The 26,796-nt window shown below is 61.8% G+C and carries 25 protein-coding genes and 4 pseudogenes; 8 read left to right on the forward strand and 21 right to left on the reverse strand.

Features of this window, described 5'->3' with window-relative positions; translation table 11 throughout:
• Window positions 1-71 precede the first annotated feature (71 nt).
• From sufU to AUQ37_RS02895, 7 genes and pseudogenes are all read right to left on the reverse strand, one after another.
• Window positions 72-500: a Fe-S cluster assembly sulfur transfer protein SufU gene (sufU, locus tag AUQ37_RS02860; protein WP_058747348.1), complete on the reverse strand. Its 429-nt coding sequence runs from the start codon at window positions 498-500 to the stop codon at window positions 72-74.
• A pseudogene (locus AUQ37_RS13430) lies at window positions 493-1,736 on the reverse strand (aminotransferase class V-fold PLP-dependent enzyme); the annotation flags it as partial. The gene sufU and the pseudogene AUQ37_RS13430, both read right to left, overlap by 8 nt.
• The gene (locus AUQ37_RS02870) at window positions 1,733-2,182 is read right to left on the reverse strand and encodes a SufD family Fe-S cluster assembly protein (protein ID WP_058747329.1); all 450 of its coding nucleotides are present in this window, start codon (window positions 2,180-2,182) and stop codon (window positions 1,733-1,735) included. The gene AUQ37_RS02870 and the pseudogene AUQ37_RS13430, both read right to left, overlap by 4 nt.
• Window positions 2,179-2,820, reverse strand: coding sequence for a hypothetical protein (locus AUQ37_RS02875; protein ID WP_058747330.1), 642 nt, complete (start codon window positions 2,818-2,820; stop codon window positions 2,179-2,181). The genes AUQ37_RS02870 and AUQ37_RS02875 overlap by 4 nt, the downstream gene beginning before the upstream one ends.
• Window positions 2,820-4,244 (reverse strand): Fe-S cluster assembly protein SufB, encoded by a 1,425-nt coding sequence (gene sufB / locus AUQ37_RS02880; RefSeq protein WP_082662374.1) that lies wholly within the window; start codon window positions 4,242-4,244, stop codon window positions 2,820-2,822. Before sufB ends, AUQ37_RS02875 begins: the two co-directional genes overlap by 1 nt.
• Before the next feature lie 67 nt (window positions 4,245-4,311).
• Window positions 4,312-5,013, reverse strand: a pseudogene (sufC, locus tag AUQ37_RS13435) (Fe-S cluster assembly ATPase SufC); the annotation flags it as partial.
• Between the two features lie 14 nt (window positions 5,014-5,027).
• Window positions 5,028-5,345, reverse strand: a complete 318-nt coding sequence (locus tag AUQ37_RS02895) for a metal-sensing transcriptional repressor (protein WP_201013672.1) — start codon at window positions 5,343-5,345, stop codon at window positions 5,028-5,030.
• Between the two features lie 259 nt (window positions 5,346-5,604).
• Between AUQ37_RS02895 and AUQ37_RS10700 the strand changes: the two genes are divergently transcribed.
• Genes AUQ37_RS10700 through AUQ37_RS02905 form a run of 3 tightly spaced genes read left to right on the forward strand, consistent with a single transcriptional unit; the run spans window position 5,605 to window position 7,966 of the window.
• On the forward strand, window positions 5,605-6,486 hold the full coding sequence (locus AUQ37_RS10700) for an ATP-binding cassette domain-containing protein (protein ID WP_201013673.1): 882 nt from the start codon (window positions 5,605-5,607) through the stop codon (window positions 6,484-6,486).
• On the forward strand, window positions 6,450-7,415 hold the full coding sequence (locus AUQ37_RS10705) for an ATP-binding cassette domain-containing protein (protein WP_201013674.1): 966 nt from the start codon (window positions 6,450-6,452) through the stop codon (window positions 7,413-7,415). Before AUQ37_RS10700 ends, AUQ37_RS10705 begins: the two co-directional genes overlap by 37 nt.
• Complete coding sequence (locus AUQ37_RS02905; protein ID WP_058747334.1) at window positions 7,412-7,966, forward strand: prephenate dehydratase domain-containing protein; 555 nt, start codon at window positions 7,412-7,414, stop codon at window positions 7,964-7,966. Before AUQ37_RS10705 ends, AUQ37_RS02905 begins: the two co-directional genes overlap by 4 nt.
• On the opposite strand, the gene aroA is transcribed toward AUQ37_RS02905, so the two are convergent.
• The 5 genes and pseudogenes from aroA to AUQ37_RS02930 form a co-directional block, all read right to left on the reverse strand.
• The gene (aroA, locus tag AUQ37_RS02910; RefSeq protein ID WP_058747335.1) at window positions 7,953-9,272 is read right to left on the reverse strand and encodes a 3-phosphoshikimate 1-carboxyvinyltransferase; all 1,320 of its coding nucleotides are present in this window, start codon (window positions 9,270-9,272) and stop codon (window positions 7,953-7,955) included. The genes AUQ37_RS02905 and aroA overlap by 14 nt on opposite strands.
• 1 nt (window position 9,273) lies before the next feature.
• Window positions 9,274-10,086: a shikimate kinase gene (locus AUQ37_RS02915; RefSeq protein ID WP_058747336.1), complete on the reverse strand. Its 813-nt coding sequence runs from the start codon at window positions 10,084-10,086 to the stop codon at window positions 9,274-9,276.
• Entirely contained in the window at window positions 10,083-11,378 is a 1,296-nt protein-coding gene (gene aroE / locus AUQ37_RS02920; protein WP_058747337.1) for a shikimate dehydrogenase, read from the reverse strand. Before aroE ends, AUQ37_RS02915 begins: the two co-directional genes overlap by 4 nt.
• A 3-nt stretch (window positions 11,379-11,381) precedes the next feature.
• Window positions 11,382-12,407 (reverse strand): 3-dehydroquinate synthase II, encoded by a 1,026-nt coding sequence (locus tag AUQ37_RS02925; protein WP_058747338.1) that lies wholly within the window; start codon window positions 12,405-12,407, stop codon window positions 11,382-11,384.
• Between the two features lie 12 nt (window positions 12,408-12,419).
• A pseudogene (locus AUQ37_RS02930) lies at window positions 12,420-13,248 on the reverse strand (2-amino-3,7-dideoxy-D-threo-hept-6-ulosonate synthase).
• 270 nt (window positions 13,249-13,518) lie between these two features.
• Here AUQ37_RS02930 and AUQ37_RS02935 point away from each other — a divergent pair.
• The 3 genes from AUQ37_RS02935 to AUQ37_RS02945 all read left to right on the forward strand — a co-directional run bounded on the left by AUQ37_RS02935 (window position 13,519) and on the right by AUQ37_RS02945 (window position 15,978).
• The gene (locus AUQ37_RS02935) at window positions 13,519-13,878 is read left to right on the forward strand and encodes a TetR family transcriptional regulator (RefSeq protein ID WP_058747339.1); all 360 of its coding nucleotides are present in this window, start codon (window positions 13,519-13,521) and stop codon (window positions 13,876-13,878) included.
• The gene (locus tag AUQ37_RS02940) at window positions 13,875-14,108 is read left to right on the forward strand and encodes a TetR-like C-terminal domain-containing protein (RefSeq protein WP_058747340.1); all 234 of its coding nucleotides are present in this window, start codon (window positions 13,875-13,877) and stop codon (window positions 14,106-14,108) included. Before AUQ37_RS02935 ends, AUQ37_RS02940 begins: the two co-directional genes overlap by 4 nt.
• Window positions 14,109-14,241: 133 nt before the next feature.
• Window positions 14,242-15,978 carry a cation:proton antiporter gene (locus AUQ37_RS02945; RefSeq protein WP_082662376.1) on the forward strand — a complete coding sequence of 579 codons (1,737 nt, stop codon included), beginning with the start codon at window positions 14,242-14,244 and terminating at the stop codon, window positions 15,976-15,978.
• A gap of 35 nt (window positions 15,979-16,013) precedes the next feature.
• Here the strand turns inward: AUQ37_RS02945 and AUQ37_RS02950 are convergent, their stop codons facing one another.
• The 4 genes from AUQ37_RS02950 to AUQ37_RS02965 all read right to left on the reverse strand — a co-directional run bounded on the left by AUQ37_RS02950 (window position 16,014) and on the right by AUQ37_RS02965 (window position 20,793).
• On the reverse strand, window positions 16,014-18,701 hold the full coding sequence (locus tag AUQ37_RS02950) for an SbcC/MukB-like Walker B domain-containing protein (protein ID WP_058747341.1): 2,688 nt from the start codon (window positions 18,699-18,701) through the stop codon (window positions 16,014-16,016).
• Entirely contained in the window at window positions 18,701-19,144 is a 444-nt protein-coding gene (locus AUQ37_RS02955) for an AAA family ATPase (protein ID WP_082662377.1), read from the reverse strand. The genes AUQ37_RS02950 and AUQ37_RS02955 overlap by 1 nt, the downstream gene beginning before the upstream one ends.
• Complete coding sequence (locus AUQ37_RS02960) at window positions 19,141-20,289, reverse strand: exonuclease SbcCD subunit D (RefSeq protein ID WP_058747343.1); 1,149 nt, start codon at window positions 20,287-20,289, stop codon at window positions 19,141-19,143. Before AUQ37_RS02960 ends, AUQ37_RS02955 begins: the two co-directional genes overlap by 4 nt.
• A gap of 135 nt (window positions 20,290-20,424) precedes the next feature.
• Window positions 20,425-20,793, reverse strand: coding sequence for a helix-turn-helix domain-containing protein (locus tag AUQ37_RS02965; RefSeq protein WP_058747344.1), 369 nt, complete (start codon window positions 20,791-20,793; stop codon window positions 20,425-20,427).
• A gap of 88 nt (window positions 20,794-20,881) precedes the next feature.
• On the opposite strand from AUQ37_RS02965, the gene hcp reads away from it, so the two are divergent.
• Window positions 20,882-22,453 (forward strand): hydroxylamine reductase, encoded by a 1,572-nt coding sequence (gene hcp / locus AUQ37_RS02970; protein ID WP_058747345.1) that lies wholly within the window; start codon window positions 20,882-20,884, stop codon window positions 22,451-22,453.
• Window positions 22,454-22,588: 135 nt separating this feature from the next.
• Entirely contained in the window at window positions 22,589-23,341 is a 753-nt protein-coding gene (locus AUQ37_RS02975; protein WP_058747346.1) for a class I SAM-dependent methyltransferase, read from the forward strand.
• Window positions 23,342-23,484: 143 nt separating this feature from the next.
• Here AUQ37_RS02975 and nifV read toward each other — a convergent pair whose 3' ends face one another.
• The 5 genes and pseudogenes from nifV to AUQ37_RS10725 all read right to left on the reverse strand — a co-directional run.
• A complete protein-coding gene (nifV, locus tag AUQ37_RS02980) occupies window positions 23,485-24,663 on the reverse strand; it encodes a homocitrate synthase (protein ID WP_058747347.1) in 1,179 nt (392 codons plus the stop codon).
• 237 nt (window positions 24,664-24,900) lie between these two features.
• Window positions 24,901-25,440, reverse strand: a complete 540-nt coding sequence (locus AUQ37_RS10710) for a hypothetical protein (RefSeq protein ID WP_201013675.1) — start codon at window positions 25,438-25,440, stop codon at window positions 24,901-24,903.
• Window positions 25,386-25,547 (reverse strand): hypothetical protein, encoded by a 162-nt coding sequence (locus tag AUQ37_RS10715; RefSeq protein ID WP_201013676.1) that lies wholly within the window; start codon window positions 25,545-25,547, stop codon window positions 25,386-25,388. The genes AUQ37_RS10710 and AUQ37_RS10715 overlap by 55 nt, the downstream gene beginning before the upstream one ends.
• A complete protein-coding gene (locus AUQ37_RS10720) occupies window positions 25,520-26,293 on the reverse strand; it encodes an APC family permease (RefSeq protein ID WP_320408844.1) in 774 nt (257 codons plus the stop codon). Before AUQ37_RS10720 ends, AUQ37_RS10715 begins: the two co-directional genes overlap by 28 nt.
• Window positions 26,209-26,796, reverse strand: a pseudogene (locus AUQ37_RS10725) (hypothetical protein); the annotation flags it as partial. The gene AUQ37_RS10720 and the pseudogene AUQ37_RS10725, both read right to left, overlap by 85 nt.

Raw genomic sequence — 26,796 nt, forward strand, 5'->3', positions numbered from 1 at the left:
TGCGGGCATCCGGCGCATGCCTGGCACATTGCAGAGGCCGGACTGTCCCGGGATAGGTTCCCGCTATTCACTCATTCGCCGCCCAGAGCCCGGATGAGCGTGCGCCATCCGAGCACGGCGCATTTCACGCGCGCCGGCATGCGCGAGACATCCTCCAGGCAGCCGGCCTCGCCCAGATCCCTTATCTCGTCCGGGCCGGCCTCTCCCTTGATCATGCGCATGAAGATGCCCGCGAGGCGGGCGGCATCCTCCCTGCTGCGCCCGATGACCAGATCGCACATCATGTCGGCGGACGCCTGGGACACCGCGCATCCGCTGCCTGAGAATGCGGCATCCTCTATCCTGCCGTCCTCTCCGACCTTCAGCTGCAGGACGATGTCGTCCCCGCAGCTGGGGTTCACCCCTTCCAGTTCCGCGGTGGGCCCCTCGATCCTCCGCTTGTTCCCCGGATGGAGGTTGTGGTCGGTCAGGACCTCGCCGTAGAAAGTATCGGTCGGCATAGCCCATCTCCCTCCTGATCTTCGAGAGCGAGGCGGCCAGCCTGTCGATCTCCTCCTTCGTGTTGTAGAAGGCGAAGCTCGCCCTCACGGTGGCCGAGACCGGCGTGCCGTCAGCGTTCTTGATGAAGGCCATGAGCGGCTGGGCGCAGTGATGGCCGGCGCGCACGGCGATGCCGTCCGCATCGAGGATGGACGCCACATCGTGCGGGTGCACGCCGTCCAGGGTGAAGGTGACGATCCCGATGTGCTCTGCCGGATCGTCCGAGCCTATGATGCGCACACCCCTGATGCCCTTCAGCTTCTCCATCGCGTAGGAGGTCAGCATCTCCTCCCTCTGCCGGATGTCCTCCATCCCGACGGACCTGATGTACTCTATGGCCGCCTCCAGCCCCACGGCCCCTCCCACGTTCACCGTCCCGGCCTCGAACTTGTGCGGGACCTCCGCGTACGTCGCGCTGTCGCGGCGGACATACTCGATCATCTCCCCTCCGGTCATGAACGGGGGCATCTTCTCCAGGTACCCGATCTTCCCATAGAGCACGCCGATGCCCATGGGGGCGTACATCTTGTGGCCGGAGAACGCCAGGAAGTCGACGTCCAGCTCCTGCACGTCCACCGGGATGTGCGGGACGCTCTGCGCCCCGTCGCAGACGAACACGCTGCCGTTCTCATGGGCGATGCGCGCGAACGTCTTGATGTCGTACAGCCTGCCGAGGACGTCGAGACCTGTGCCATGGAGACTATCCTCGTCCTCGGCGTGAGGGCGGAACGGAACGCCTCCTCTGTGACGCTCCCGTCCTGCCCGCACTCGATGTACCTGAGCACCGCGCCCGTGCGCTTGGCGGCCTGCTGCCAGGGCAGGATGTTGCTGTGATGCTCGAACACCGTCACCAGCACCTCGTCCCCCGGCCTGAGGAGGAGCTCGCTCAGGCTGTAGGCGGCGAGGTTCAGCGCCTCGGTCGCGTTCCTGGTGAAGATTATCTCCTCCGGCCTGGAGGCGTTGATAAACCCTGCGACGGTCCTCCTGGCGTGCTCGTGGGCCTCGGTGGCCTCCTCGCTCAGTTCATATACCCCTCTGTACGGGTTCGCGTTCGCGGTGCGGTAGAACCGGTCGACCGCGTCCATCACGCACTGCGCCCTCTGCGCCGTGGCGGCATTGTCCAGATAGGCCACGGTGCTGTCCCTGAGCAGCGGGAAGCCCTTCCTGAGCTCCGCCGCCCTCTCCTCATCGATCATTCATCTCCCTCCTCCGCGCCGGCATCGAAGAAACGCTCGGCCTCCAGGCGTATCCCGGCATCCGGAATCGCGCGGCACAGCTTCCTGAGGCGGGCGTCCGCGACCGCCCTGTAGGCGCTCTGCGCGTCTATCCCCCTCGACCCCATGTAGAAGAGGACCTCGTCGTCGAGCCTCCCGATGGTTGCCCCATGATCGCCCTCGACGTCCTCCTCGGCGCACAGTATCAGCGGGACGGTCCTGTTCTCCGCCCCATCGTCGAACATCAGTATATCCTCCTTCTCGCTCCCCTTGGAGCCGACGCATCCGCTGCGGAAATCGATGGTCCCGCGGAAGGTCTTCCTGGACCTATCGCACAGGGAACCGTCGGCGTCCATGCGGGACTCGGACCTCTTCCCGCGATGCACCGCCTCGTAGTTCATGTCCAGCACCGTGTCCCCGCCTATCATGTACCCGCGTCCGCCCCTAGGCGGCTGGAGTCGCCGGCAAGATCGATGCTGCAGCCGGCGTATATCTCCCTGCCTCCCAGGATCACAGCAGCGATGTCGGCGGAGGCGCTGTCCCCCAGCCTCCCGCCGATGTCGCTGATCAGGCGGAAACCGCTTCCCAGGAGGTCCACCAGCACCAGGCGCACCCTCGCTCCGGGGGCGGCGTCGATGAGGGTCTGCACCGCCGCCTGCCCTTCCGCGCCGGGAGCGGACGACAGGACCATAACAGCCGTCAGATCCGCATCCTCCTCCGCGCGCAGGACAGCGCGGAATGCCTGACTCCTGCCTCCGGCGAAATCCGCGCGGATGATGACCGGTTCCGCGTTCTTCCCGCCTGCGGCCGCCGAGACCCGGTAGGCAGGGTCCCCGGCGGCATCCACCAGCCGGAACATGTCCGGGCCGCACCCGGTCCTAATCTCCCTGCAGCCCTCCGCGTCCGTCCTGGAGACGGATACTGCAGACCCAGCCGGGACCGATATCTCCGGCGCGGCGGCCTCCGGCATATCTGCTGATACATCGGCATAGTTCACGCCGAGCCATTTCCATGTGGGGGACGGCAGCCTGTCGATCCTCATATCCATCTTCCCTTCTCCGATCATCAGATCCCTCCCTTCATCTCGAGGTTGATCAGATTGTTCATCTCCGCCGCGTATTCCAGCGGGAGCTCCTTGGACACGTCCCCGGCGAACCCGGTGACGATCATCGCGCGGGCGTCCTCCTCGGATATGCCCCTCGACATGAGGTAGAACACCGCATCGTCGCTGATCTTGCCTATGCGCGCCTCATGGCCCACATCGGCATCGTTGGTCCTGATGTCCATCGCCGGGATGGTGTCGGACCTCGAGATGCCGTCGACCATCAGGGACTGGCAGGAGACGGACGCCTTGCTGCCCTTGGCCTGCGGGTTTATGACGACCGCGCTCCTGAACACGCTGACGCCCCCGTCCTTGGAGATCGATTTGGTGCTGATGTGCGACGAGGTGCAGGGGGCGTTGTGGACGACCTTCGCTCCGGTGTCCAGCTCCTGCCCCTTCCCGGCGAAGGTTATGCCGGTGAACTCGCAGCTCGCCCCCCTGCCGTTCAGGATGCTCATCGGGTACAGGTACGAGGTGTGCGACCCGAACGACCCGGAGACCCACTCGATCTTGCCTCCCTCCTCCACCCTGGCTCTCTTGGTATTGAGGTTGTACATGTTCTTCGACCAGTTCTCTATCGTGGAGTAGCGCAGGGTCGCGTTCTTCCCGACGTAGAGCTCGACGCATCCGGCATGCAGGTTGGCGACGTTGTACTTCGGCGCCGAGCAGCCTTCGATGAAGTGCAGGTACGCCCCTTCGCCGACGATGATGAGCGTGTGCTCGAACTGCCCCGCGCCCTTCGCGTTCAGCCGGAAGTACGACTGCAGCGGGAAATCGAGGTGCACGCCGGGCGGAACGTAGACGAACGACCCGCCGGACCACACGGCCCCGTGGAGGGCGGCGAACTTGTGGTCCCCCGGCGGCACGAGCTTCATGAAGTGCTCGCGTATCATGTCAGCATACTCGCCGCGCATGGCGCTCTCGATGTCCGTGTAGACGACGCCCTGCCTGGCCGCCTCGTCCTTCACGTTGTGATAGACGAGTTCGGAGTCGTACTGCGCTCCCACTCCCGCGAGCGACCTGCGCTCGGCCTCCGGGATGCCGAGCTTCTCGAAGGTGTCCTTGATGTCCTTCGGGACGTCCTTCCAATCGCCCTGCATCTTCGTGTTGGGGCGGACATATGTGGCGATCCTGCCGATGTCCAGCCCTTCGATCGAGGGCCCCCAGTCCGGCACGGGGATCCGGTTGTAGATGTCCAGGCACTTCAGCCTGAACTCGCGCATCCACTGCGGGTCCTTTTTCTCGTCCGAGATCCTGCTGACGATCTCGGGCGTGAGGCCCTCTTCCATCCTGAAGGAGTCCTTCTCGTCGTTCCTGAAATCGTAGATGCTCTGCCCGCTGTCGGCATCGCGGAGCTTCTCCCTGATGCTGTCCCTGCCTTCGCTCATGCTCGTACTCCGCGAATCCGTTCCTGTTGATCTCGTCTATCATGGACGGCCCGCCGGCGGCCGCGAGCTTCCCGCGGACCATGACGTGGACCCTGTCGATGTCCAGGGACTCCAGAATCCTGGTGCTGTGGGTGATGATGAGCAGGGACCCGCCGACGGTCTCCCTGTACTGCCTGATCCCCGCCGATACCGTGCGGACGGCATCCACATCCAGCCCGGAATCGGTCTCGTCCAGGACCGCCAGGTCAGGCTTCAGCATCAGCAGCTGCAGCACCTCGGCCTTCTTCTTCTCCCCTCCGGAGAAGCCCACGTTGAGCTCCCTGTCGAGGTAGGAGATGTCCATGTTCAGAAGCTGCATGCTCTTCTTGGCCGCGTCCCTGAACTCGAAGTACTTCATCCTCTTCCCGGTCTTCTGCTGGAGGGACGTCCTCAGGAACTCCCCGAGCGTGATTCCTGGGACCTCCACCGGCGCCTGGAACGAGAGGAACATGCCCTCTTTCGCGCGCTTATCGGCGGTCTCGCCCGTGATGTCCCGGCCCTTGAAGAATATCTTTCCGCCGGTGACCCGGTAGCGCGGGTCCCCCATCAGGGTGCAACCGAGCGTGGACTTCCCGGCCCCGTTAGGGCCCATGAGGACATGGACCTCGCCTTTCCCGATATCCAGGTCGATCCCGTGCAGGATCTCCCTGCCGTCGGCCTCGGCCGTCAGCCCTTCCACCTGCAGGAGGCCGCCGGTCTCCTGCTCTCCGTCTCCGTCTTCTCTGCTCATGTTTTCCTTCGCCTTCACTTCATGGTCTTCTGCAGCGCCGTCATCAGCTTCTCGACGGCCTCGTCATTGCCCCGGAGCATCCCGCACGAGACGCAGGTGCGGATGTAGCCCGACAGCAGCTCCCTGTTGAACGAGTTCAGGGCGGCGTTGACCGCCGAGGTCTGGACTATTATGTCCGGGCAGGGGGCGTTCTTCTCCAGCATCCCGCGTATGCCGCGGATCTGCCCTTCTATACGATTCAAACGATGGATGAGTTTGTCATATTCTTCTTTGGAATGTTCCCTGGACTTCATGCAGTCCCCGCATTCCGAGAAGTTAACAATCGTTTCCACGACCTGCCCGATAATGATGTCCGATTTATACCCTTCGGGGGTATATCTGCCATGGTTTTCTGGACCGTTTGTTAACGTTTATGGAGAACATATGTTAATCATTGATTTAACACTCGTTAACATAATCGGGGATAACAATTGATTAATCAATATACAAAATCAGTTTTTGTAAAATATATATGTTAACTTTTCGGCCGTTTCTGCCTTTATCCCCTTTCCCTCACTTTTTAATCCCGTGCGTGCATTGAGCCGGCCGATCATGCTGTTCAGAGCCGAATCGGTCACCAAGTCTTTCGGGCCCAACAAGGTGCTCACCGACGCCAATATCCAGATAAACGAGCACGATGCGATAGGGCTCATCGGCATCAACGGCGCGGGGAAGTCCACCTTCATCAAGATCCTCCTCGGCATAGAGCAGCCGGACACGGGCGAGGTCATCCGCAGGACCCACCGCATCGGATACCTGGAACAGTTCGCAGAGTCGTCGCACGTCACCGTCCGCGAGGTCCTCGGCAGGCCCTACGGTCACATCGAGAACATCAAGAGCAGGATGGGCGAGATCGACCGGAAGATGGCCGAGGGAGGGGACATCGACTGGAATGCCCTCGCCACCGAGTACGCGGACCTGGAGCAGAAGCTGGCGAGCTGCGACGTGGCCGACGAGCACAAGCTCGAGGAGGCGCTCTCTAAGGTGGGCCTCGACCCCGGTGAGATGATGGGCCGCTACATGGACACGCTGTCCGGGGGAGAGCGCACCAAGGTCATGCTCGCCAGGATCGTGGTCCAGGCATCGGACTGCGACATCCTGGTCATGGACGAGCCCACCTCCCACCTGGACATCGACACCATCGAGTGGCTGGAGGACTACATGATCGCCAGCCAGCTGGCGTTCCTGGTGGTCTCCCACGACCGTTACTTCCTGGACAAGATGACCTCCCGCATGGTGGAGATCGAGAACGGCAAGACCCGGGAGTACAAGGGGAACTACTCCGACTTCATCATGAAGAAGATGATCGACATCAACCGCCAGGAGAAGGAGTACCTCCGCTATACCCAGAACAAGAAGCAGCAGGAGAAGATCGCCGCCCAGATGCACCACGACATGTGGTACTCCGCGACCTACAGACCCGCGAGAAGATGATCGACAAGATGGAGGTCAAGGAGAAGCCTGTGGAATCCCGGGAGATCACCGTCAGGATCGAGGCCGCCCACAAGTCCGGGAAGAACGTCTTCACCATGAAGGACTGCTCCATAAGCTACGGCGGGAAGGACGTTCTCAAGCATGTGAACCTGGAGGTCCACAAAGGGGACAGGATCGGAGTTTTCGGGGCCAACGGCCAGGGCAAATCGACGCTGGTTAAGGCGATGATCGGCGAGATCCCCTGCGAAGGAGACCTCTGGATCGCCCCAGGCGCCAAGATCGGGTACTATTCCCAGCACCATGATGACCTCGACCTCCGGCTGACCGCCGAGGAGCAGGTGCTGCAGATCATCGGGAAGGACCGCAGGGCGGACGCCCGCAACCTGCTGGCACGTTTCTTCCTGTACGGCGAGGAGGTCAGCCGCCCCATGTCCACCCTCTCCGGCGGGCAGAGGTGCAGGGTGGCGCTGACCATCCTGCTGCTCAAGGAGACCAACGTCCTGGTCCTCGACGAGCCCACTAACTACCTGGACATCCCGGCCAGGCACGCCATAGAGGAGGCCCTGAAGGAGTACGGCGGCACCATCATCGCAGTCACCCATGACCGTTACTTCCTGGACTCGGTATGCACCAAGGTCATAGAGGTCAAGGACGGGCACGCGGAGATGCACACCGGCACCTACTCGCAGCTCAAAGGCAGGCCGAACATCACCGAGATCGTCATGGACGCCGACGAGTACAGGGTGCTGGCACCTTTCACCAACTGGTCCACCGGCATGAAGTACAAGAAAGGGGACAGGGTGCTGGTGGCCCCCAACGAGATCGATAACTACCAGTGGGCGATCGACCAGGGCAAGATCAAAAAGACCGGCGGGCGCCAGAGGAAGAAGGTCGCCGTCAAGACCGACGCCGGGGATGGGAAGAAATGACCCGCATAGGCTACATGGGCATCCCGTTCTCGTTCACCGAGGGGATGACCCAGAGCATGGCAGCGGAGCTGGGCATCGACGCCGAGGAGGTCCCGCTGGAGACCGCCCGCGGGGTCGTCGGGGCCCTGCGCGAAGGAAGCATCGACCTGGGGGTCCTGGCCGTCCGCAACTCCACGTTCGGGCCGGTCATCGAGACGGAGAAGGCCCTGGAGGGCTTCCCGCACAAAGTGCTCATGAGGAGGAGCATGCCCGTCCGCCAATGCATCTTCGTCAGAAGCCCCGGTGCCAAGGTGAGCATGGTCGCGTCCCACGTGCAGGCGCTGGGTCAATGCAGGGGGACATTGGACAGGCTCTACCCCGGGGCCGCCCGGAAGGAGATCTCCGATACTGCGGTGGCCGCCGAGATGGTATCGGACGGAAGGCTCCCGGCCGACTGCGCCGTGGTCTGCCGCAAGGAGGCCGGCCTCCATTACGGCCTGCACCTGGTCATGGAGAACGCCGAGGACCGGAAGGACAACGCCACCGAGTTCATCCTCATCAGCGCAGAGTGAAAGCACCGTCCCGGAAAGAGGAATACCGGGATCGGCGGCGTTCGACCTTCATCCCTATCGACTGCATCATCTCCGGGAACCCGGGGTATGAGACGTTCCAGCAGGCATCGTCGTCCATGGAGACGGGCCCGTCGGCGACCAAGGACGCCACCGCGGCGGCCATGAGCATGCGGTGGTCGCCGCAGTGCTCGATCCTCGCGCCGTGCAGCCTCTCCACGCCGTTGATCACGCATCCGTCCGATGTCCCGGTGATGTCGGCGCCCAGGGACCTCAGCATCCTCTCGGTGAGGGCGATCCTGTCGCTCTCCTTGAACCTCAGCTGGGGAGCGCCGTAGAGCCTGCTCCTGCCTTTGGCGGTGCTCAGCAGCACCGCGACCACGGGGAAGAGGTCCGGCATATCGCCCATGTCGATCTCCGCTCCTTCGAGGTTCCCGGTGCTGGCACATGTTATGGAATCTCCCGATTCCTCCACCCTGCACCCGGCCTCCTTCAGCACATCGACTATCCTCTTGTCCCCCTGGGGGTCCTTCGGGTCCATCCCGCGGACAGTGACCTTCCCGGCGAGCCCTCCTGCGACGAGCGGGAAGGCCGCCGAGGAGAAATCGGCAGGCACGCGGTAATCCGCCGGCCTGTAATGCTGCGGCTCGGCATGGTAGACGCGGCACCCTTCTTCCGCGGACTCGCCGACCTCCACGCCGAACCTGCGCATCATCTCCGTCGTGATATCGATGTACGGCCTCGAGACGAGGTGCCCGGTGATGCGGACGTCGGTCGGGCGCCCCGTCAGGGGCGCTGACATGATCAGCGAGGTGACGAACTGGGAGGAGACCCCGCCGTCGATGGTCAATACGGGCGATGCGATCGGCCCCCTTACCCTGACGGGAGGCTTCCCGCCCTCCGAGGAGCATGACACCCCTGCGGCGGATAGGCAGTCCAGGAGGGGCCCCATCGGCCTCTTCCTGATGGAACTGTCGCCGTCCAGCACCGTCTCGGACCCGAAGACGGATGCGATCCCGGTCATGATCCTGAGGGTCGTACCGGAGTTCCCGACGTCGATGGGCCCGTCCGGCGCATGCAGCTCCTCGGTGAAGATGTCCAGGTATCCGTCCTCCTCCAGGACCTCGGCGCCCATGCGCCTGACCGCCCCGATGGTGGAGCGGGTGTCGAACGACAGGAGCGGGGAGGATACTCTGCACCTGCCCTCCGACAGCGCGGACATGATTATCGCCCTGTGGGTATGGCTCTTCGACGGCGGAGGTGATACTTCTCCCTCCGCGCGCCCTCCCGAGAACACTATGTCTCCCATGTTACCTCGTCTCCGCGAGCAGGGTACGGTAGGGGAGACGGGCGGAGATCCCCTTCCCCTCCCCTTTCCTGCACAATGCGGCCACGGCCGGCCCGGTACCGGATATCCCGGCCGCCAAGGCCCCGGCCTCCAGAAGATCATCGATTATTTCCTGGCTCTCGCCGGTTATCTCGGCGATCAGCCTCCCGTTCATGGTCATGGCCGCCAGGGGGTCGCGCAGGCAGACCTCCTTGATCATCTCCATGTCGGCCGCCCTCGCCTCGTATGATTCGCGGGGCACGCGGACCTTGACCCGCTCCGGGACGAACACGATTGCGTCCATGGGGTCGACCGGCTCCTTCCTGAGGATGGTATCAGTGCGGTTGTCGGTCACGATGAAACCTCCGAGCTCGCAGCCGACGGCGTCATCGAAAGATCCGGTGACGGTAACGCGGGCCTCTTTGGCGCATTGGACTCCCAGTTCGATGATGTCCATGATGTCCGCTTCGGCCCCGTGGGCACTGTACACCGCCTTGATGACGGCATTGCAGACGGAACTGGAGCTCTTCAGACCGCGGGACGGCGGGATGTCCGATGATACCGACAGATGATAGCCAACGGAAGGGTCCGCTCCGATAGACTCGAGGGCCCTGCGGACGCATATCCGCGCAAGGCCGGTATCGGTCTGCTCTCCGACGACCTCGACTTCCTGGGCCGTGCCCTCTTCGCGATAGACGGCATGCGTCGCAAGGTCGATGCCGATGACCGCTCCCGTCCCGCTGACGATCCCGTTCATCACCGAGATGCACCCGTGCGAGGTGCCTGTGCCTATCATTGGGCGGCGCGCTCCATGGCCTGTATGTCCGCATCCTTCCCGAACCATCTGCGGAAGGATGCCGCACCCTGCCCGACCAGCATGTCGATGCCGGAGACAACGGTGCATCCCTTCTTCTCGGCGGCCGAGACCAGTGCGGTCTTCCTGTTGTACACCATGTCCATGACGGCCGTGCCGGGCCCGATCTCGGACAGATCGAACATGTAGTCCCCGTCCTCCTTCATCCCTATCGGGGTGCATTGGATGATGGCGTCGAAGCCCCTGACGGAGCGATCCGAGGCGGGCTCCGCCCCAAGGTCCCGGCATATCGCAGATACGTGCTCCGGGTTCCTCCCGAGGACGGCCACCGAGCATCCCTGGCTCATGGCCGCATAGACTCCTGCCCGGGCGGCCCCGCCGGTTCCGAACACGAGCACCTTGGAGCACGATCTCAGTTCCCTTCCGGCCTTCCGGAAGGCATGCACCACGCCTTCCCAGTCGGTGTTGGCCCCCAGGATCCTGCCGTCCCTGTTGGCGAGGGTGTTCACGGCGCCGATCTCCTTCGCGGGCCCCTCCAGGGAATCCGCCTGGGACATGGCCGCGACCTTGTGCGGGACGGTGACGTTCATCCCCCTGATGCGGTACTCGCGCATGACGTCCGCCAGGTGCTCCGTGTCCGGGGAGTCGAACTTCAGATAGATCCCGCTGATGCCGGCGGCCCGCATGGCCGCCTCCTGCATCGCGGGCGAGCGCGAATGACCCAGAGGGTGCCCGGCGATGCCGAGCACCTCGCATCCGTCGCCGAGCTCCCTCATCCTGTCTGCAGACAACTGCCCCGGGGCAGTGGGGCTCCCGACGTAGCCGAAGGTGAAGAGGTTCCCGAGGACAGAGCTCCTGATGCGGGTCACCGTGCCGGTCTCGCCCATGCCCAGCAGGACATGCGGGCGGGATACCCTCTTTGACGCAAGGCAGATGGTGTGCAGATCTGAGAACGAATGCACGGCGCAGGCATACTTCGAGACCTCCTGGGTCCCTCCGTTCAGCGAATCGACCAGAACATCCTCTGAGGGAGTCCCTTCGAAATCGTGGACCGAGCGGATCCTCCTGAACGGGATCTCGGCATCGGAGTCCCCGGCGTCCACCAGCCCGCGGAAGCCTGCCGGCACCTCGGAGACACTGTGCCCCGCCAGGGTGACGACGCAGTCCTCCCCCAGCCATTGGGGCATCCCGCGGAAGACGTCCAGGCGGACCTCGTGCAGGTCCGCTTCAGCCTTCGCGGCCGGCACGGACCCGTAGGCCGCGCAGACGCGCATCGCTCACTTCTCCGTGATGGTCTCTTCGACCTTCATCCCGAAGTGGCGTCCCCCGGTCTCGACGTGCGCGAGGACCCTGTCGCCCTTCTTGAGCTCGGTGACCGGCACCGCTCCCTCGGGAGTGACCAGCTTGATGGTCTCGGCGTTCTGGAGTATGACGTTGTACGTCCTGCTCCCGTCCGAGGCGCTGACTATGAGCAGGGGCCTGACCTCCACCTTGCAGCGCCCGACCGAGCCGACCCTGGCGTTCCCGCTGCGGCCTACGATGAGGACCGGGTCCCCGGCGGATATCTCCGACAGGTACCTGGTGCCCTCTCCGGGGACCATGCAGTACTCGTGCACGGCCCCGGCGTTCACGCGGAACGGGCGGGTCGCGACGTACCCGTTGTCCTCGCTCTCGCTCTGCACCAGGAAGAGGCAGTTGGAGTATGACCCGATGAGCATCCCCTCCCCGGGGTGCATGAGGCTGCAGGTGTCGACGCATACCCTGTCGCCCATCTCGATGGGCTTCACGTCCTCGACGGTGACCTCGCTGAGCTCCACGGGGGCGGGAGTCCCGACCAGGTCCCTGAACCTGCCGATCTCCGCCGGATCGGAGGTGTCGATGACAATGCCGTCCGTCCCGTTCTCCATGGTCTTGAGGTAGAGCTCGGCATCCTCCTTGGTCTTCGCGACGGCATAGATCTTCGTCCCGGAGCCGCGGAACCTGGCGATCATGTTCTCCAGGGGGATGACCGACCAATCGCCGGTCTCCACGATGACCCCTTTCTTCGACCCTGCGAGGGCGAGCACCTTCTCCTGGTCCTCGGGGGAATCGATGCGCGCGATCTCCCAGGCCGGGTCGACGGACCTGCCGTCCTTGGTCATGACGGCGTCCTCCATCTTCCCGAGCTTCCGGAACTCCGGGTCCTCGTCCCGGAGGATGTATGAGACGATCCCGGCCTCGAGGCCGTTCGTCACGAGAGCCTTCCTGTCGTCCTTCACGGCCGGGAGGTCGGCCCTGACGAAGATCTTCTTGGCCTCTTCCATGCCCCGGCCCCCTCAGGCCTTCCCGGCGCGGCGCTTTTCCTCAGAGCAGTCGTCGGTGAGGAACCTGGCCGCTTCCTCGGCGCTGTAGTTCTCCAGCACGATCTTCGAGATGCGCGGGTGATGCCCTCGACGTTCTTGTTCTGGAAGACGTTCCTTCCCATGGACACGCCGCGGCCGCCGGCCTCGATGGAGTCCGCGACCATGTTGAGGACATCCATGTCGGTGCTCATCTTGGGCCCGCCGGCGATGAGGACGGGCGCGAGGGCGCCGCGGACGACCTCATGGAAGGAATCGATGTCTCCGGTGTAGTTGACCTTGACGAGATCGGCGCGAGCTCGGTGGAGGCGCGGGCTACATGGGCGATCTGGTGGGGGTCGAAGGAGTTGACGTCGTGGCCTCTGGCGTAGGACATGATCACGAGCGGCATGCCCCACTCGGTGCACTTCCTTGAGATCTCGCCGGCCTCGCGGACCATCTCGGACTCGTACTCGTCTCCGTAGTTGATCTGTATGGATACCGCGTCCGCCCCGTACTTTATGGCCTCCTCCACAGTGGTGACGGTCACCTTGTGGTTGGCCTGCGCTGGGTTGACATCGGTGGACGCCGAGAGGTGGATGATGAGCCCGACATCCTTCCCCGATCCCCTGTAGGAGTAGCGGATGAGCCCCTTGTGCATGATGACGGCGGTCGCGCCGCCGTTGGTGACAGCATCGACCGTGGCCTTCATGTCGTAGAGGCCCTCCATAGGGCCGTTCGATATCCCGTGGTCCATCGGGATTATGACGGCGCGGCCGGTCTTCCTGTCCATGATCCTCTCCATGCGGATTCCTTTTCCATCCATGTCTGGTTCCTCCTTTCTTTATCGAGGGCGGCCCCGGCCCTCCGCCGGGAACTGCCGTGCTACTTAATGGCACGGCTGAATCCTATCATGAATTTAAAAGTTCTCCATTGGCGGATGAGATATGCACATTTAAGTACATCTTGCTGTAGCGGATTGTTAAGTATCTTATTATAACTTAAACACCGAACATGACAACCTGCTAGCCATACAATTAATAGATATGTTATTGCCGTTATTTTTTATATTAGAATGTATAATGGGCGGAAACATATGTCGGACAATACCAAAGAGAGGATAGTCCAGGCGTTCAAGGAACTTCTCGAGGAGAAGGAGTACAGCAAGATCACCATCTCTGATATCACCGAGAAGTGCAACATATCGCGTCAGACGTTCTACTACCACTTCAAGAACGTCTTCGATATGATCATCTGGATCTTCGAGCAGGACACGAAGAACGACCCCCACAACACCGGCAGCTATGTGCCGTGGAGATTCCTCGTCAAGGAGTCTTTCGACTACTGCAAGCGCAACAAGGACGTCATAACCCAAGTCCTCGAATCCTCCGAGAAGGAGAAGCTCGAGAACTACTTCATCGAATTCAGCATCAGGAAGATCACCGAGCCATCATGATCAAGACCGACGGCCGCATGGACTCCAGGGATGCCGTGTTCCTCGCCAGGGTGTATTCCTACGCCTACACCGGGATCATCATCCAGTGGATAAAGGACGGCATGCCCGACGACGGCTACGACCTCGCCGAGAAGATCGATGCCATCGTCACCGCTTCCATGAACCCCTCCATCGATGTGCTCATGGAGAGGACCGCATCCACTGCTAAGCAGAGCGAGAAGCAGCAGTGATGTGCCAGACGCTGCCGGAGGCCGTTCCGCGGCATCCTCCCGAGGATGCCGGCGGAGGCTCCGGCGGCCAGCCTTCCTTAGAACAGTTTTATAATTTTAAATCCGATGAGGCACGAAGGGAAGGGGTGCCGGATTGGAAGAAGTCGTTCTGCTTGAGAACATGACCATCCTCCTGCTGCTGGGAGGAATCTGCTCGGTCATCTTCAAGAAACTGAAGATGCCGGCGATCATCGGCTACCTCGTAACAGGCATCATCCTCGCCAATTATTGGTCGGGGCGTTCTCAGGACACGGACGACATCGTAGGGTTCCTCTCCGATCTCGGACTCGTCTTCATGATGTTCGGCATAGGGATGGAGCTCAACCTCCAGAAGCTGAAGAAGACGGGATCGTTCGCTATCATGGTGGTGATGATCCAGGTGCCGCTGATGCTGATGGGCGGCTATCTGGGAGGCTCCCTGCTGGGACTCGACTCGCTGCAGTCCATCGTGTTCGGCGCCATCATATCCGGTTCGTCCACCGCCGTCGTCACCGTGGTCCTCAAGGACCAGGTGAGGCTCACGAAGGAGGAGGTGGAGACGGTGGTCCTCATCACCGTCGTGGAGGATGTGGCACAGGTCATCATCCTTTCGGCCATCACCCCCATGATGAGCGGCAGCGACATGGAGATCAGCGCCATCATCTGGATGTTCCTGAAAATCATCGCCTTCATGGTGGCTGCAGTGGCCATAGGGCTGCTGGTGGTGCCCAGGTTCATCAACTGGGTCGATGCCAAGACCAGCGACAGGAACTCCTCCGAGGTCGTGCTCATCGTATCGCTGGGACTCTGTTTTGCCATGGCATGGATGGCCACTCAGGTAGGGCTGTCCATGGCCATCGGGGCCTTCCTCATGGGAGTCATAGTATCCCAGTCTAAACCGGTGACGAAGGTCTCCACGATGGTGGAGCCGATGAAGGAAGTCTTCATGATGATGTTCTTCATCTCGATCGGGCTGGAGATCAAGCCCTCCTACCTGATCGATAACATCGGCCTCATCATCGCCATCTACCTCATCTACTTCTGCCTGAAGACGGCCTCCGTCCTGGTGGCATACTACCTGGGCAACAAGCCGATGAGGAAATCCTTCTACGCCTCGATCTCGCTGGTCGCCATGGGCGAGTTCGCCTTCATCATCGGCAAGGAAGCGCTGGATGCAGGCATCCTCTCGAGCGACTTCTATGCGGCCGTCATCGGTGCGGCGCTGGTGTCCATGATCCTCCTGCCGCCTATCAACAGCAAGGCCGACGAGATCTACGATGCCGTCTCCAACCACACCCCCACGCGCATCAAGATGGGGATGCAGGAGGTCGACAAGCTGAGGAACTCCTTCTTCAACAAGATCGAGAACGCCTCGAAGAACACCCAGAAGAACTTCCGCGTCAGGCTGACCTATGCTTACGTGGACATCGTCGTTATCGTCCTGATCGAGATAATATTCTTCCTGGCGACGCCGACGCTGTCCCAGTTCATCGCGGACAACACCCTGATGGAGAGCTACAGCGCGACAGAAGCGGTCATGGTGATCAACTTCCTGATGCTCATCCCGTTCCTGTACAAGATGATCTTCAACTTCAAGTTCATCGAGCGTGTGCTGCTGGATGCCGAGAGGAGGGCATCTGCCGGGAACCTGGCCAAGCGCCGCTCCCTGAACTACCGCCTCACCAAGTTCGTCGTCGAGCTGAACGGATGGATCACCGTCATCATGCTGGACTTCGTGATCATCCTGATCGTCCCGAACAGCGTCAGCTTCTTCGGCCACCTTGTGGTGGCGGCGATCTCTTCCCTGATCCTAGTCCTGGTGTACCTTTACTCGTACTTCAAGAGGAACTGAAAAAAGATCGGGCCTGCAGGAGGCCCACCGCCGGGTCAGTCCCGGCGGATATCTATGCGGCTGCCGCGGCTCTTGTCGTAGCTCACGCGCACCTGCATCGGGATGCTGTCGCTGAGCTCTTCGACGTGGGAGATGACCCCCACCGATTTCCCGCCGTCCGAGGCGATCCCCTCGAGGACCTTGATGACCTGCCTCAGCGCGTCACCGTCGAGCGACCCGAAGCCCTCATCGATGAACAGGGTGCTTATCTCGGTCCCGCCGGACCTCTCGGCCACGGAATCGGAAAGACCCAGCGCGAGGGACAGGGCGGCCATGAAGGATTCCCCGCCCGACAGGGTGCTGACCGGGCGGACCGCGTTCGCATCGCTGTCGTAGACATAGATGTCGAGAGCATGGGATGACCTGTTATCCTCTCCGCCTTCGCTCCTGCGGAGCAGGTAGCGGCCGCCCGTCATGACCGCCAGCCTGCGGGACGCTTCCTCGAGGATGCCGTCCATGTAGACCTGCTGGGCGTAGATCTCGAATGATATCCTCTGAGTCCCTTTCATCCTCCCGTCCGCGACGTCGGCAAGCTCCTTTATCTCATCCTGCCGGCGCCCTTCCCTCTCGTACTCGTCGAACGCATCGGAGGCCTCCTTCAGGAGCTTGCTGTTCGATTCCATGCGGTTCCTGACGGACGCCTCTTTCTTCACTGCCTCATCGTGGATTTCTTTCGCCCTGTCCGCCGCTTCGGTAAGCTGCGGGATGTTCTCCGGGCGGGCCCTGCCGGCGATCGCCCTGTTATCGGATTCGATGGCGCCCCTGACGGTATCGAGATCGGAGCGGTATGCCTCGATATCCTCTCTCAGGCTGCTCAGGACGGTATCGTCGAGCAGCGCCGAGTATTCCTCGATGCTGCTGAACCCTGCATGTGCCAGCGCATCCGCGAAATCCTTCTCCGCTTTATCAGCGGCCTTCTCGAGGTCCTCTACGCGCGTTTTCCTGTCATCTCTGATGCGTATATCCTCGGACAGATTGGACCTGGCCGTGTTCAGAGCGTCTGTCGCGTCAGCCAGCGCCTTCTTCAGGCCGTCGGCGCGGGCCCTCATCTCCTCGGCGCCCTTCTTAGCCGCCGCACCGGTGGCGAAGTCTTTGTCCAGTTTCGTTCCGTTGACGATCTCGCGGTTCCGGCTGAGCTCGGAACGTATGTCTCCGATCCTCTGGTCCGATGCCCTCTGGCTGGCATTGAGATCGGTCAGGCTCTCGCGGCAGGCGGCGATGTCCTTCTGGGCCTTCTCCACTGCCTCGGCCTTCTCATGGGCCGCATTGAAGTCCTCGGCGACGGCATCGCGCTCGGATTCCATGGAAGCGATCTGCTTCTCGACGGCCCCCGTCCCTTCGGCGGCATCGAGCCCGCAGTCCGCCTTCAGCTCGGTGGACTGCGCGCGGATGCGTACCTTGATATCATCGCATCTTTCGGCGAATCTATGGCGTTCGGCGGCGGCCTTCTCGAAGTCCGCATCGGCATTGGCCTTGCTCTCCCTGAGCCTGTCGACCTCCTCCTTGTCCGGCACACCCTCGGGAACAGGAGCAGGGGACGGATGGACGGCCGAGCCGCATACGGGGCAGGGGCATCCGGGCCTCAGCCTGCCGGCCAGGATCCCTGCCTGTCCCATGTAGAACAGGTCTTCCTTCTCCTTGCATTCGTCAGATATCCTGGCACGGGAGACGGCCTTCCTCTTCAGCGCTTCTTCGGCCTCGGAGAGCTTCCCCTCCATTTTCTCCAGTTCCGCGCTGTCGGCCCTGATGTTCCTCAGGATCTTCAGCGCGTCATCCATGCTCCTGAGGGCGTCCATCAGCTCCGCGGCCTTGGCCGCAGAACCCTCTCCGCTGTCGATTATGGCCTTGCATTCCTTCTCGGTCTCGGACGCTTCCTCAATCTTCGCAGAGATCTGCCCGGCGAACTTCTCCTCATCCTCCTGCTTCTTACCAAGTTCCTCCAGGCGGCGGCTGGCCGCATCCACCCTGTCATAGTCGCCTGCCATGGAGTCGAGCCTGCCTGCTCTGATCCTGAGGGCCTCCTCGCCTTCTGCCGCCGACTCGGCCTCCTTCAGGACCTTCTCCGCCCTCTGGACGGCGGCCTCCTTCCCGACGATCCCGTCGGATATCCTCTGGAGCCTGTCCTTCTCCTCGTACACAGCGGTCCTCGCATTGGATGCGGCCTGTTCCTCTGGGCGCAGGGATATGGCCTTCTCCCTCCTGCCGGCGGCGGCCGACTTGGCCTCGATCTCCGGGGCCCTCTCTTCCAGGGACCTCAGTCTGGCACTGTCGTTCTCCAGGCGGACGAACGCCTCTTCCAGGGACTTGGCGGCGTTCAGCTCCGCATCGGCCGCCTTCGACGATTCCATCGTGCGCTCAGAATCTGACACAGCGGTCTCCAAGATGCGGGCGTCCGCGCGGGCGAGGTCGGCGGCGCGGTCTTTCCACCCCTTGGGATCGAGAATCCGCCCTTCGGCGATCGAGGACTCGAGAGCGGGCGCCCCTGACTGGTCCATGATGCCCGAGAGCTTGGCCCTGACCTTCTCCAGGAGGCCCCCGGCGTTCCCGCTGTTCTCGTCGGCGATGCTCTTCAGGGCCTCAGTCAGACTGAGGTACTTCTCGGTGCCGAAGACACTCGAGAGGATCGAGCTGCGTTCCTCGGTCTTCGCCGTCAGCATGAGCATGAACTTCCCCTGTGCCAGCATCACGGTCTGCCTCCATTGGTCGCGTCCAGCCCGATGATGTTTTTTATCTCGGCGTTCACGTCGGCGACTTTGGAGATCTCCTTCTTCCCCGGAAGGCAGAGGGCCGCGGTGGGGCTTTCCAGGATGACCCCTTCGCCTCTTTTCTTCGGGCGCTCGTAGTAAGGCGTCCTCCGCACCTTGTATTCCTGCCCCTGGTGCTCGAAGACCAGTTCCACGAACGGCACGGCGTCCTCCGGCGCGAAGGTGCTCTTGAGCCTCCTGTCATTGCGGTCGGAACCGCTGGTCTGACCGTAGAGAGCATAGGTGACGGCATCGAAGATGGCGGTCTTCCCGGCGCCGGTGTTGCCTTCGATCAGGTACAGCCCTTCCAGGGACGAGAAGTCGATCCTGGTCCTGGAGGCGTACGACTCGAAGGCTCCCATCTCCAGGGATATAAGCCTCATTCCCCGGCCTCCGCGCGCTCGGCGGCCGCCAGCAGCACCTTGCGCTGCTCCGGCGTGAGCTTCCTGCCGGTGACCTTCTCGAAGAACTCCGCGAACAGGTCCGCAGGGGGCTTGGACTCCATCTCGCGTGCTTTCATGGCGTTCTCCGCGGAGACGGCAGCTCCCGGGGAATCGTAATGAACATGCATGAGCAGGGGGATCGCCGCTCTCAGCCTCTCCTGGATGTTGCCGATGCTGGAGCTCATCACCACATTGGCGTAGACGAAGCAGCCGGCGACCTCGTCCCTATGTGCCAGTATATCATCCACGGTGCCCGATACGCATTTCACGTCGTGCAGGGGCCTCAGCGGGATGTGTCTTACTGAGACCTCGCCCTTGGCCCCGATCTCCACAGAGTCGACGCCTTTGAAATCGTCCGCCTCCGATTCCGAGTATTTGAGCGGGGATCCGCAGTAGCGGACGGTGTCCCTGCCCATGCGCTGGGGACGGTGTATGTGCCCGGCGGCGACGTAATCGAAAGGATCCAGAACCCTGTACGGGACGCATTCCGCACCGCCGAGGGTGTCGAGCCTCACCTCCTCGGAATCCGAAGTCTGCAGGGGCGTGTCCCCGCCGACGATGAACTGGTGGCACACGAGCACATTCCTGGCGGCCGGGTCGACGCCGGACTCGCTGAAGACCCTGCGGAACGCCTTCTCGGAGGTGTCGATGGACGGGTCGCCGTAGTACAGCCTGACCGTGGAGGTGCGGATGTACGGCAGGAGCCAGATGTTCACTTCGCCCAGACTGTCGGTGAAGACGCACCTCTCGGCTTTCCCGGTCGAATGGAACGGCCCGCATATGTGTATCCCCTTCCGCATCAGGGAACGGTAGATGCCCAGCCTCTCGGACGAGTCGTGATTCCCCGGTATGATGAACATCTCGAAGCCCTCGGAGGCCTCGTTCATGAAATCGTTGAAGATACTGACCGCATCCTCCGGGGGCCGGGAGGTATCGAACACATCCCCCGCTATGACGATGGCATCCGCCTTCTCGCTGCGGGCGGCCTCCACGATCTGATGCAGGATGTAACGCTGGTCCTCCGCCAGGGAGATGCCGTAAAGCTGCTTGCCTATGTGGAGGTCCGATGCGTGGATCAGTTTCATTGTCTCAGCTACCCCCATGCATGCCGAGTATTTAATTAATACTTTCTAAACGTAATAAAAATAATAGGTCGGACGGCCGCAGGCCGGGACCCCCGGTGCGGACGTACACGGGTACTGAGATGCAGCATCCCCTGCTCAGAGGATGCAGACCATGCAGTTCTGCCGCTTGCAGGCCTCGTTGCAGATCTTCCATTTGAGGGCCCACATCTTGATCTCGTGCACGGCGTCCATCAGCTCCCTGCCGGCCTCGGTCATCCGGTACTCGCTCTTGACCGGGAACAAGGAGGCGTCCACCCTGTTCTCCACCAGCCCCTCCTCCGTGAGCTCCTTGAGGCGCTCCGAGAGGACCTTGGGGGTGACACTCTTCATCGATCTCATCAGGTCCGAGAACCTCTTCCATTCCGTGCCCCCGCCGCTGCGCTTGTACAATTCGAGCAGAATAAGCACGGTCCACTTCTTGGAAAGGTACTCCATGGTCTTGTACACGGTGCACGACTGGTCCATGGTATACTCTCAGAAACCCTTGGGAATATATACGTTGCTATCATTTGGATAATTGCTACACTAAAGATAGCATACGGAGAGAATCGCTATGAAATGCAGGCAGTGCGAAGAGACTATCGCGGGAACAGGTTGCACGAGGAACGGGGTCTGCGGGAAGACCGCAGCAGTGGCGGAGGCGCAGGACCGCCTCATCCAGTCGCTCATCATTCTCTCCAAGGGGACCGTCGACGGCAAGGTCGGCCCCGAGGCCATCGAGGACATCGATTCCAGGGCTGTCGACGGCCTGTTCATGACCCTCAGCAACACCAACTTCGACCTGGAGGCCATCGAGAATGCATTCAAAGCGAACAAGAAGTTCATCGGCGACCTGGGCCTCGAGTGCGGGCTCTGCGCGGCCTCCCCCGAGGAGATCGGGATCGACTCCTACGACAAGAACGCGGACCTCAGGTCCCTGAAAGAGCTCCTGCTCGCCGGGATCAAGGGAATGGCCGCATACTACCACCATGCGAAGGTGCTCGGCTACACCGACCCTGAGGTCCCCGCTTTCATCCGCAAAGCGCTCGCCTCGCTCAGGGCGGACCTTACCGCCGATGCGCTCGTCGCCCTCAACATGGAGTGCGGAAGCGTCGGCGTCAAGTGCCTGGCACTCCTCGACAAGGCGAACACCGAGACCTACGGGACCCCGTCCCCCTGCACCGTGAACACCGGCGTCGGCAAGAACCCCGGCATCCTGATCACCGGGCACGACCTCAAGGACCTGAAGATGCTCCTCGAGCAGACCCAGGGCACCGGCGTCGATGTCTACACCCACGGCGAGATGCTCCCCGCCAACGCCTACCCCGAGCTGAGGAAGTACCCCAATCTCCGCGGCAACTACGGAGGCGCGTGGTACAAGCAGAAGACCGAGTTCGCGAGCTTCAACGGTCCCATACTCGCCACCACCAACTGCGTCCTCATACCCCCTGAGGAATACAAGGGCAGGCTGTTCACCACCGGCGTCGCCGGAGTACCCGGGGTCAGGCACATCGATGCCGACGCGGACGGGAACAAGGACTTCTCCGAGCTCATCGAGATGGCTAAGAAGTGCAGCCCGCCCCAGGAGATCGACAACGTGAACCTGACCGTCGGCTTCGGCCACGCGGCCGTGCTGGGTCTCGCCGACAAGATCATCGATGCCGTCAAGGCCGGAGCGATCAAGCGCTTCGTGGTCATGGCGGGATGCGACGGCAGGGAGAAGCCCAGGTCCTACTACACCGACTTCGCCCAGAGCCTCCCGAAGGACACCGTCATACTCACCGCAGGATGCGCCAAGTACCGCTACAACAAACTGGACCTCGGCGACATCGGCGGCATACCCCGTGTCATCGACGCCGGTCAGTGCAACGACTGCTACTCGCTCGTGGTCATCGCCCAGGCGCTCGCGAAGGCCTTCGGCACCGATGTCAACGGGCTCCCGCTCTCGTTCAACATCTCCTGGTACGAGCAGAAGGCCTGCCTCGTCCTCCTCGCCCTGCTCTCGCTGGGCGTCAAGGACATCATGCTCGGCCCCAGGCTGCCTGTGTTCCTCACCCCCAGGATCACCAAGGTCCTCGTCGACACCTTCGGCATCAAGGCCAACGGCGAGGTCGCCGGCGACATGCAGATCCTCCACATCCAGTGAGCGGTCTGCAGGGCCTCCCCTCCCTGCGGGGGGAGGTTCCCCAACCTCCTTCTTTTATATCATCATTCAAGAAGCGTATGCTTCAGATAACAATCATTCGAAACTTTTATTACTGCATCTCCGATTCGCTTTTCGATGGAGAGCAGGTCCGAGATCGTCGACAGGATCAGGGCGGGTTATGACAGAACGGCTCCGGCGGTATCCGATTTCGCCGAGGAGCACCGCGCGAGGGAAGAATCCTCCCTGTACTACTGCAGGCTGAGAGAGCTCTGCAGGGGGAAGCACCTCAGGACCCTGGAGATCGGCGTCGGCGGCGGATTCCTGTCCATATTCCTGGCCCGGCTGGGCTGCAGAATGACCGCCGTGGACAATTCCGACGGCATCCTGGCACAGGCCCGCCGCAACTTCGCTGACGCAGGCGTCGATGTCGAGCTCATGAAGATAAAGGACGCCCAGGAACTGGACTTCCCTGAGGGAACGTTCGACCTCATCGTGTCCCGCAAGGTCACCTGGCATTTCACGGAGCCCAGGAAAGCATATGCCAGCTGGATGAAGGCGCTCCGCCCGGGAGGGACCATGATGATCTTCGACGGGAACTATTATCTCAAGTTCAACGACCCGGACTACATGCTCGCGGAGCAGCAGAACGCCGATTACCTCTACAGGTGCAACGGGAACACCGTCAACACCGATGACGACGGCTTCCGCCGGAAGCTGTACATGAGCAGCCAGAGGAGGCCCGCCTGGGACATCTCGGTGCTGCTTGGTCTCGGGGCCCCCGAGGTCTCCGCAGACGTCTGGGAGAGCATCAAGTTCACCAGAGAGGACGGCACCGTCGAGTGGCTGCCTTATACTTATTTCATAACCGCCCGGAAAGGCTCCCGCTGAACGATCGGACAGACAGACGTTTCGGCGGGACCGCCGCATCCGGAATATCGGCAGATTATTTTTCAGGAAAAAATCGAGCGATGCTCCGGAAGAGGCCGGGCGTCAAGGGCGGCGGGTGTCCCCGCCCGCCCGGCCGGAAGGCCTCAGAGGGTCTCGAACGGGTCCTGTCCGTTCTTCAGGTCCTTGTAGAGGTCGTAGAGCTCATCGGAGGTGAGGCTGCGGTGCAGGCCGACAGCGGCCTTCCTGACCATCTCCAGGAGCTTGACGGCATCCTCTTTGGATATGTCGATGCCCCTCTTGGAGAGGTCGTTGATGAGGGTGTGGGTCCCGGAGTGCTTTCCGATGACGATCTTCCTCTCAAGTCCCATGATAGCGGGGTCGTAGGGCTCGTAGTTGTGGGCATCCTTGATGATGCCGTCGGCGTGTATACCGGCCTCGTGCGCGAAGCAGTTGCTGCCGAGGAACGGCTTGCCGGGGGTTATCTCCCTGCCGGAGGCGCGCGAAACGAACTCGGCCAGCGGCTTCAGCTTGATGGGGACGATTCCGGTCTGCTTGCCGAGCAGGAGCTGGCAGGACATGACGGCCTCCTCGAGCGGAGCGTTCCCGCTGCGCTCGCCGATGCCCATGGAAGTGACGCTGAGGAACCTTGCACCGGCCTGGACACCGGCGACGGCGTTGGCGGTGGCCATCCCGAAGTCGTTGTGGGTGTGCATCTCGACCTCCATCCCGGTGGCCTCGCGGATCTTCTTGATCCTCTCGTAGCAGTTGCTGGGAATCTCCCTTCCGATGGTGTCGCAGTAGCGGAACCTGTCCGCACCGGCGTCCTTGGCGGTCTTGACGAACTGGATGAGGAAATCCATATCGGCGCGGGAGGCGTCCTCGCCGTTGCAGGACACGTAAAGGCCGTGCTCCTTGGCGAACTCGACGGACTCGGTGATCTTGTCCAGGACCCACTGCCTGTCCTTCTTCAGCTTGTGCTGGATGTGGATATCGGAAGCGGACATGGAGATGGCGACGGAATCGACGTCGCAGTCGATGCTGGTCTCGATATCATGCACATCGGCCCTGTTCCATCCGAGTATGGATGCGTTGAGCCCCATGTGGGCGATATGCCTGACCGCGACCTTCTCGTCAGCTCCCATGGTCGGGATACCGGACTCGATCTGCTGGACGCCCGCATCGTCGAGAAGCTGGGCGATCCTGTACTTCTCCAGGTTGGAGAAGACGATGCCTGCGGTCTGCTCTCCGTCCCTGAGGGTGGTGTCGCAGACGACGACATCGTCTTTGGAGAGGAGCCTCTTGACCTCGTTGTATGATTTCATGGCATCAACCTTGTATTGATGTTACCTTGACAGGTACCCCATCCGCCTGCTGTATAACACCAATGCCTATCTTCGCTTTATTCTTAAATATATTGCAGAGGCCAGCTGATAGTGTGTAAAAACAGACACAGATGAGAAACACGGCACACAACATGTCGCAAAACGTTTTCAAAATCTGAATTGAGGAGGGGGAGACCCCTCCCCGCCCTCAGGCGGATTCCGGCTTCGCCGCATCCTTCATGCGGACATGCAGCGCCCGAAGGCCCCTGCGGTCTGCAGGAGAGCGAACACAGCGGCGATGATGGATCCAGCAGCCGCGAAGTACGCTCCGTCGGCTGCAGATGCCCCGTCGGGGTTCCAGAAGAGGAACGCGGCAGATAGGACGAACGCGACTGCCGATGCGACGAAGGCGGCGGAGACCGCCGCCTTGGAAGAGCGTCCGGGGATGACGAAGTTCCAGATCTCGGCAGCAAGGGCGATGATCCCCAGCACGAGGACGGCCGCAGGGAAGAAGGCCTGTATGCCGTCCGGCCCGTCGGCGGTGAGCAGCATCGTCCCGCTGTACAGGTGGTGCTCATACCCGTGGAGGAGCATGTCGGACCCGCTGAACGTGATCCACGATGCCAGGAAAGAGCAGACCATGATGGCGATACCCGCGACCACGAACGGAGTCAGCAGCTTCGGGTAGGGGTTGCCCTCCTTCTCGAACCTGACGCCGGGCCTCATGGAGGGATGAGCCTGGGTGTTCCACCACTGGATGAAGATCCAGCAGGGCACATAGAGGAAGGTGACGGCGATGCGACGATATCGTATCCGAACCCCATGCCCTTGTACACATAGTACAGGAGCCCGGGGATCATGAAGAAGATCTCGAAGAGGCACATGAACCAGGCACCTGCCAGCGCCCACTTGGCGCGCGGTAGATCCTCTTGACGTCCTTGAACCTGGGGTCGCGCCTGGACTTTATGAACGCCATCATGCACATGGCGAGAGCGATGGCGAATCCGAGCGCGGAGACGGCGAGGATCTGCGAGGAGGTGATCTGTGCCAGTATGACCACGAATCCGATGAACGCCTCGAAGTACATGGCGTACATCGGGACGCCGTAGATGTTGGTGCGCGAGAATATGTGCGGGAAGTTCCCCTCGCGGGCCATGATCTGTATGGTCCTGGCAGTTCCCAGGAACGCAGTCTGGATGATCATGACCATGCCTGCGATGAGCAGGACGACGGCGACGGCACCGCCGGTGTCGCCGAAGCCGTACTTGGCCACGGGGATGAGCGTGGAGGCCCCGTTCTCGTGGATCTCGGAATATCCGAGAGCGCCGTACATGCAGAAAGAGATGATGAAGTACATCGCGAGGCACATGAGGCCGCAGGAGAAGAGCGCCTTCGGCACATCCCTGCTGGGCTCCTTGTACTCTGCACCGTAAGTGGCGGCGGACTCCCACCCGACGGCAGACCACTGGGCGACAGTGAAGCATCCCAGGATCATCAGCATGTCATTGCCGTTCCATTTCCATCCGTCAGGCACCATCTCGTCGGTTATGGTCCCGAGGTGGAAGTCGCCGGTGAACATGGGCGCGATGCAGATAACCAGAATGGGGACGATGGTGATGGCCGCGAGGATGAGCTGGGTCTTCGCGCCTCCCTCGAGCCCCTCCTCCCGGAGATGATGATGAAGCCGTAGATCAGAACACCCAGGAGAAGGTAGAACAGCGTGCTAGAGACGCCGTCGAACCCCAGGTCGAAATAATCGTTGATGTAGACCCCGGTCATGATGGTGAAGATAGGGATCACAGGAACCCATGTGTCGAAATACGCCCATGCTCCGAGCGAACCGACCAGGCGGCCCCAGTTGATCTTGCTGCTCTTGTACTTCTCATCATCCTCGAACACGTACTGGATCGACCCTCCGATGCCGGCGACCCCGAACGTGGCGCAGAGCTCGCCGAGCGGGATGTTCAGCAGGAAACCCGAGAGGACAGAGAGCACCCAGAGAATGATGCTCATTGCCCAGAGCGTCTCCGACAGGTCCGCAAGCGACGGCACGATGAGGATCGGGATGCCCATGGCGATGATGAGCCCCTGTTTCCAGTCGATGCTGCGAACGAGCGTATTGCCGGACGATGC

This window comes from Candidatus Methanomethylophilus sp. 1R26, from assembly GCF_001481295.1.
Lineage (GTDB): Archaea > Thermoplasmatota > Thermoplasmata > Methanomassiliicoccales > Methanomethylophilaceae > Methanomethylophilus.

Bases quoted from the DNA above. Each gene is read 5' to 3' on its own strand.
- sufU (WP_058747348.1), bottom strand. From the start codon at position 500: ATGCCGACCGATACTTTCTACGGCGAGGTCCTGACCGACCACAACCTC.
- AUQ37_RS02870 (WP_058747329.1), bottom strand. From the start codon at position 2,182: ATGATAGGCGGGGACACGGTGCTGGACATGAACTACGAGGCGGTGCAT.
- AUQ37_RS02875 (WP_058747330.1), bottom strand. From the start codon at position 2,820: ATGATCGGAGAAGGGAAGATGGATATGAGGATCGACAGGCTGCCGTCC.
- sufB (WP_082662374.1), bottom strand. From the start codon at position 4,244: ATGAGCGAAGGCAGGGACAGCATCAGGGAGAAGCTCCGCGATGCCGAC.
- AUQ37_RS10700 (WP_201013673.1), top strand. From the start codon at position 5,605: ATGCTGTTCAGAGCCGAATCGGTCACCAAGTCTTTCGGGCCCAACAAG.
- AUQ37_RS02905 (WP_058747334.1), top strand. From the start codon at position 7,412: ATGACCCGCATAGGCTACATGGGCATCCCGTTCTCGTTCACCGAGGGG.
- aroA (WP_058747335.1), bottom strand. From the start codon at position 9,272: ATGGGAGACATAGTGTTCTCGGGAGGGCGCGCGGAGGGAGAAGTATCA.
- AUQ37_RS02915 (WP_058747336.1), bottom strand. From the start codon at position 10,086: ATGATAGGCACAGGCACCTCGCACGGGTGCATCTCGGTGATGAACGGG.
- aroE (WP_058747337.1), bottom strand. From the start codon at position 11,378: ATGCGCGTCTGCGCGGCCTACGGGTCCGTGCCGGCCGCGAAGGCTGAA.
- AUQ37_RS02925 (WP_058747338.1), bottom strand. From the start codon at position 12,407: ATGGAAGAGGCCAAGAAGATCTTCGTCAGGGCCGACCTCCCGGCCGTG.
- AUQ37_RS02935 (WP_058747339.1), top strand. From the start codon at position 13,519: ATGTCGGACAATACCAAAGAGAGGATAGTCCAGGCGTTCAAGGAACTT.
- AUQ37_RS02940 (WP_058747340.1), top strand. From the start codon at position 13,875: ATGATCAAGACCGACGGCCGCATGGACTCCAGGGATGCCGTGTTCCTC.
- AUQ37_RS02950 (WP_058747341.1), bottom strand. From the start codon at position 18,701: ATGCTGGCACAGGGGAAGTTCATGCTCATGCTGACGGCGAAGACCGAG.
- AUQ37_RS02955 (WP_082662377.1), bottom strand. From the start codon at position 19,144: ATGAGGCTTATATCCCTGGAGATGGGAGCCTTCGAGTCGTACGCCTCC.
- AUQ37_RS02960 (WP_058747343.1), bottom strand. From the start codon at position 20,289: ATGAAACTGATCCACGCATCGGACCTCCACATAGGCAAGCAGCTTTAC.
- AUQ37_RS02965 (WP_058747344.1), bottom strand. From the start codon at position 20,793: ATGGACCAGTCGTGCACCGTGTACAAGACCATGGAGTACCTTTCCAAG.
- hcp (WP_058747345.1), top strand. From the start codon at position 20,882: ATGAAATGCAGGCAGTGCGAAGAGACTATCGCGGGAACAGGTTGCACG.
- AUQ37_RS02975 (WP_058747346.1), top strand. From the start codon at position 22,589: ATGGAGAGCAGGTCCGAGATCGTCGACAGGATCAGGGCGGGTTATGAC.
- nifV (WP_058747347.1), bottom strand. From the start codon at position 24,663: ATGAAATCATACAACGAGGTCAAGAGGCTCCTCTCCAAAGACGATGTC.
- AUQ37_RS10715 (WP_201013676.1), bottom strand. From the start codon at position 25,547: ATGTGCCTCTTCGAGATCTTCTTCATGATCCCCGGGCTCCTGTACTAT.